Annotated in this window: 4 protein-coding genes; 1 reads left to right on the plus strand and 3 read right to left on the minus strand. The window is 39.7% G+C overall.

What is annotated here, in order from left to right:
* Positions 1 to 56: 56 nt before the first annotated feature.
* Both G563_RS0118225 and G563_RS0118230 read right to left on the minus strand, forming a co-directional pair.
* A complete protein-coding gene (locus G563_RS0118225; RefSeq protein WP_028666562.1) occupies positions 57 to 728 on the minus strand; it encodes a hypothetical protein in 672 nt (223 codons plus the stop codon).
* A gap of 102 nt (positions 729 to 830) precedes the next feature.
* Positions 831 to 1,925 (minus strand): formylglycine-generating enzyme family protein, encoded by a 1,095-nt coding sequence (locus G563_RS0118230; protein ID WP_037327428.1) that lies wholly within the window; start codon positions 1,923 to 1,925, stop codon positions 831 to 833.
* A 38-nt stretch (positions 1,926 to 1,963) separates the two neighbouring features.
* Here G563_RS0118230 and G563_RS35235 point away from each other — a divergent pair, with 38 nt between their 5' ends.
* On the plus strand, positions 1,964 to 3,091 hold the full coding sequence (locus G563_RS35235; RefSeq protein ID WP_051211062.1) for an IS4 family transposase: 1,128 nt from the start codon (positions 1,964 to 1,966) through the stop codon (positions 3,089 to 3,091).
* A gap of 8 nt (positions 3,092 to 3,099) precedes the next feature.
* Here G563_RS35235 and G563_RS0118240 read toward each other — a convergent pair whose 3' ends face one another.
* Entirely contained in the window at positions 3,100 to 4,620 is a 1,521-nt protein-coding gene (locus G563_RS0118240; RefSeq protein WP_037327432.1) for a sulfatase family protein, read from the minus strand.
* Positions 4,621 to 4,724 lie beyond the last annotated feature (104 nt).

Genomic DNA, 4,724 nt, shown 5'->3' on the forward strand with positions numbered 1-4,724 from the left:
GTTGAAGGCGGTCTGGTTCATCAACTCATACCCGTTTTCGCATTGTTGTATTTTTTTTAGCAACAATTTAACCAAGTTATTTCACAATCTATAAAATAAGACGTTTTCAAATTATTATCGAAAAGTGTATGTACTTTTTTGCCTTCTTTACCCCCTCTGACTAAGGTGTTTTTTTTCAAGCGAACACAAGCATTGACGCCAGCTTTTTTGCAATCCTCGAAAAAGTCTTTATTACCGAATTCCCTATCAGAGCAAAGCCACACCTGTTGGCCTGTTTTCAAACTAATCCACTTTTGAAAGCAATGAAACAAGGCTTTCTTGGTAATGTGACTACTATGTCCATGACGAGTGCTACATTGCCACAATAAGGGAATACTAACCCCATCATATAGAATGCTTAACATCAAAACCTGTACCCACACCCCACGCATTTTCCACTCGGTACGGTCTAAACTCAAATACACCTCTGATTCACAGCCGCATAAGCCCCATACTACTTCAAAATAAATTTGTCCACTAAATCGAAATACACTTAAAAAGCGCTGTAAGCAACGATATTTTGAGGAAAGTTGAGCTTCTCCGCTCATGGCTTTACTCCAATTGCTGAGTTTGCTATCAGATAGCTTCAATAATCCTATAATTAGCCTGCTAACCAACTTTATGTGGCGCTTATCACACTGGAAATAGCCTTCTATTTGCTTTTTTAAATCAATTTCAACTTCTTGCATCGGGTGTATCTTTTTTGGAACTCGGAAGCCCAAAAATAAGCTCTTGAGCTTTGATACACCCACTTATGTCATGTATTAAGATTTTACAATGTATTTTCCTTATCAAGGCGCTTTTTGATCACTTACACAGCGAAATCCTAAGTTATCTGCCCCACTGCTTACTTCTCCTTTTCCTCGACTTCCTGCTTTGTATCTTACACAATACTGATCGCTACATAAAAATGACCCTCCTCGTTGTACGCGCTTCACGGCGCCCGGTTCGTCGGGGTCATAACTATCCGCTGGTCCTTGGGGATTGTCTGAAGAACTATTTCGATAATAATCCGGACGATAGTAATCGTTGCACCATTCCCATACATTTCCTTCCATATCGTATAGACCTAAGCGATTGGGAGGAAATGTTTTGACAGGGGAAGCATTGGCAAATCCATCTTCTTGCAAATTTTTGTGAGGAAAATCTCCCTGATAAATATTAGCAACCCATTTGCCTTTGGGTTTGAGTTCCTCTCCCCAGTAATACATCCGTTGGGACTGCCCTGCACGAGCGGCAAATTCCCACTCAGCCTCCGTAGGAAGGCGCTTGCCCGCCCACTTTGCATAAGCTAGCGCGTCTTCATAACTAACGTGTACTACCGGGAAATTTTCTCTACCTTTCAGGGCACTCCCCGGACCAAAGGGGTGCTGCCAATTAGCCCCTACTACGTACTTCCACCATTGCAAGGGATTTTGGAGAGAAACCGACGTTGAGGGAGGACTAAATACCGCTGACCCAGGTAATAATTGATCAGCTGGTACTCCTGGAAAATCTTTAGGATCTAGGGCACGTTCTGCTACTGTTTTATAACCAGTGGCTTTTACAAACTTCGCAAACTGAGCGTTGGTTACTTCGTGTTCGTCCATCCAAAAACCCTTAATACTGACCTCGTGTATGGGTCGAGAGTCTTCGAACTCATCTGACCCCATCAGAAATTTCCCACCCGCAATCCAAACCATCCCTTCCAAACTTCCTTTTCCTTGGTGTATACTGTCAGTAAGGTCATTAGTCGAAGCCTTGGTAGCTGTTCTTGAAGGCATTCCATGAGATACACAAGCCGCAATACTATCTGCTTTTGCTTTTTCAGATTGGGATGTAGAACTACACGACCAACTGAGAATAGCTACTATGCAGCTGTACCAATACAGCACTTTTTTAGTCATCGAATATTATATTTTATATCTGAGTATATGTCAAAACTTTGGAAAGAGCCAAAAGATTTGTAAAATGGGTTTACCAAGACTCATCAAACAAACCAAATTGGCTCATGGAGGATAAAAATATAGGTATTAATTTGCATTTGCAACGCCATTTGGGTTGGCATAAAGCACGGGTTAAATTTTTAGAATTGCTAATTGTGTCACTTATTCGGACACGCACGGTTGTTTTTAGCATCAATGCTGTAAGCCTGAATGACCGAATAATTTGCAGTAATCTAAGACGAATACAACGATTTTTTAGTGATTTTACCATTGATTTTGATGTAATAGCCAAGATTTTGATGGCTATCAACCCAATTAAAGGGCCATATAAACTAAGTTTAGACCGTACCAATTGGCAATTTTCGGGTATAAATTACAATATACTCTGTTTAACTATTGTGGCCGATGGAGTTAGTTTACCCCTACTTTGGACCATGCTCAACAAAAGGGGCAACTCTAATCAAGATGAACGAAAAGCTCTTTTGATGAGATATATTCGTCTGTTTGGTTTGGCTTCGATAGAGTGCCTGATTGCAGACAGAGAATTTATTGGTCAAGAGTGGATAAGTTTTTTAGCTGCTCAACCCATTAAGTTCTACATCAGAATCAGAGAAAATCTACTTGTTAACCAAAAGGGACGGGAATTGAAAACGTTTTGGCTGTTCAATAATTTGCCTTTAAATCAAGTTAGGCAATTATATAAGCCATTGGTAATCAATGAACAATGGGTTTATTTAACAGGAATGAGGATCATAAATTCAAAGAACCAAGTTGAATATATCATTGTTGCTACCTATCAATTTGACTGTCAAACCATGCAGGTTTATGCAAAAAGGTGGTCTATTGAGTGCTTTTTAAAATCTATCAAATCAGCAGGTTTTAATATTGAAGGCACTCATCTAACAGACCAAAAACGTTTAGAAAAACTATTTGCAGTCGTGTGTATAGCCTTTGTTTGGGTCTATATTGTTGGACAATACCAAAACCGAATTAAACAAATTCCAATCCTGAGACATCAAAGACGTGCGTTTAGTATTTTCAGATATGGACTTGATGAAATTAATAGAGCATTACTTTTTGATTTACAGTTAGTTAATAAATATTCGCAACTTTTGACATATACTTAGATTTTATATTATTTTTCTAAATACACAGGAAATTCGGCTGCTTTGGTTCCCTTTTTATTCCGTAAATCATTTTTTCCTCCTCGGTCTTCATAAAAGGGAATCATCATACCATTTGTTTCCTGTAAAATTCCAAACAACTCTTTGTTGAGCTTTTTTACTGTGGGCAAATGCTCTTTTTGGTTGGCCAAATTATTCATTTCATGAGGGTCTTCCTGCAAATCATAAAGCTCGTCGGTATCCCAAATACCATGATAATGAATGTATTTATAACGGTCGGTGCGTAAAGCGTGCATGGTGGGAGTTTGGGGGAAATTGCGTTCCCAATAATATTCATACAAGAGCCCTGTACGCCAAGGCTGCGTTTGTCCTTTCAGAAATGGTAAAAAGCTTTTTCCGTCCATATATGCGGGGGATTTCAAGCCAGCTACTTCCAAAAAGGTAGGTGCTATGTCAATATTGGCTACTACTTCTTTCACTACCGTTCCGGGCTTAATCAAATCAGGGCAATGTGCGAGCATAGGTACGCGCATGGAGGTTTCGTAGGCTGTACGTTTATCAATAAGTCCATGCTCCCCAAACATAAATCCATTGTCGCCCATGTAAACCACAAGTGTTGATTCCAACAACCCTTCTTTTTCTAAGTACTCCAATACACGTCCTACACAATTATCAACACCAAGAAGAGTCTCAGAATAACGTTTGTAATATTCACCAATATCCAATTGGCTATGGTAAGGGTATTCGACGCCATGCCAAGAGTTACGTTGATTTTGAAGCCACATAGGGGCATCTTTTTGACTACCAATTGCCATACTTACGGGTGGTTTGAAAGTATGGTCTTTGAAGCGGTCTTTGTCACGCTGGGCCGGGATAAAATCAGCATGGACACCTTTGTGAGAAAGATAGAGCATAAAGGGCTTATCTTTTTTTCGATTTTGGAGAAACTCCATTGCATAATCGGTAAGCTCATCTGTGATGTAGCCCTTTTGTGCTACCTTTTTACCGTTGACGTTGAATCCATTTTTTTCGGGTAAATAAGAGCCTTGCCCCTTAAAAGAAACCCAATAATTAAAGCCACGTTGGGGATCGTCAAATTCCCCTCCCATATGCCACTTTCCTATCATCGCTGTCTGATAACCTACTTTTTGAAGATATTGAGCATAAAAAACTAGGTCTTTCGAAACAGGATTATTGTTGTCAACCACGCGGTGCTTATGGGCATATAAACCCGTCAAAATCGAGGCCCTTGAAGGCGAACATAAAGCGGTCGTAACAAAAGCATTGGGTAAATAAGCGCCGTTTTTGGCAAGACGGTCAAGATTGGGCGTTTGGACAAATGTCTGGGTATTTAGAAAACCCAAGGCATCAAATCGATGATCGTCAGTGAGAACAAAAATAATATTTCGGGGACGTGAATTGGGGATTTTGGTCAAGGTAAGCGCGCCGTTTGGTTGGCGTACCACTGCTTGTTGGGCCACACAACTACCCCCAAAAATAATCCCTAAAAGTATAAAAAAAGGAAGTTTCATATTATTCATTTTATAGATTATGAACTAACATATATTACAAGGAATTTGTATAATTCCGATATTTCCAAAACGGATTAAAGAAGTCTTGTATCCATTTGGAAGCG

The sequence above is a fragment of the Runella zeae DSM 19591 genome, assembly GCF_000423565.1.
In the GTDB taxonomy this organism is placed as follows: domain Bacteria; phylum Bacteroidota; class Bacteroidia; order Cytophagales; family Spirosomataceae; genus Runella; species Runella zeae.

Excerpts from the sequence above, each read along its gene's own strand:
- G563_RS0118225 (WP_028666562.1), bottom strand. The coding sequence starts at position 728 with ATGCAAGAAGTTGAAATTGATTTAAAAAAGCAAATAGAAGGCTATTTC.
- G563_RS0118230 (WP_037327428.1), bottom strand. The coding sequence starts at position 1,925 with ATGACTAAAAAAGTGCTGTATTGGTACAGCTGCATAGTAGCTATTCTC.
- G563_RS0118240 (WP_037327432.1), bottom strand. The coding sequence starts at position 4,620 with ATGAAACTTCCTTTTTTTATACTTTTAGGGATTATTTTTGGGGGTAGT.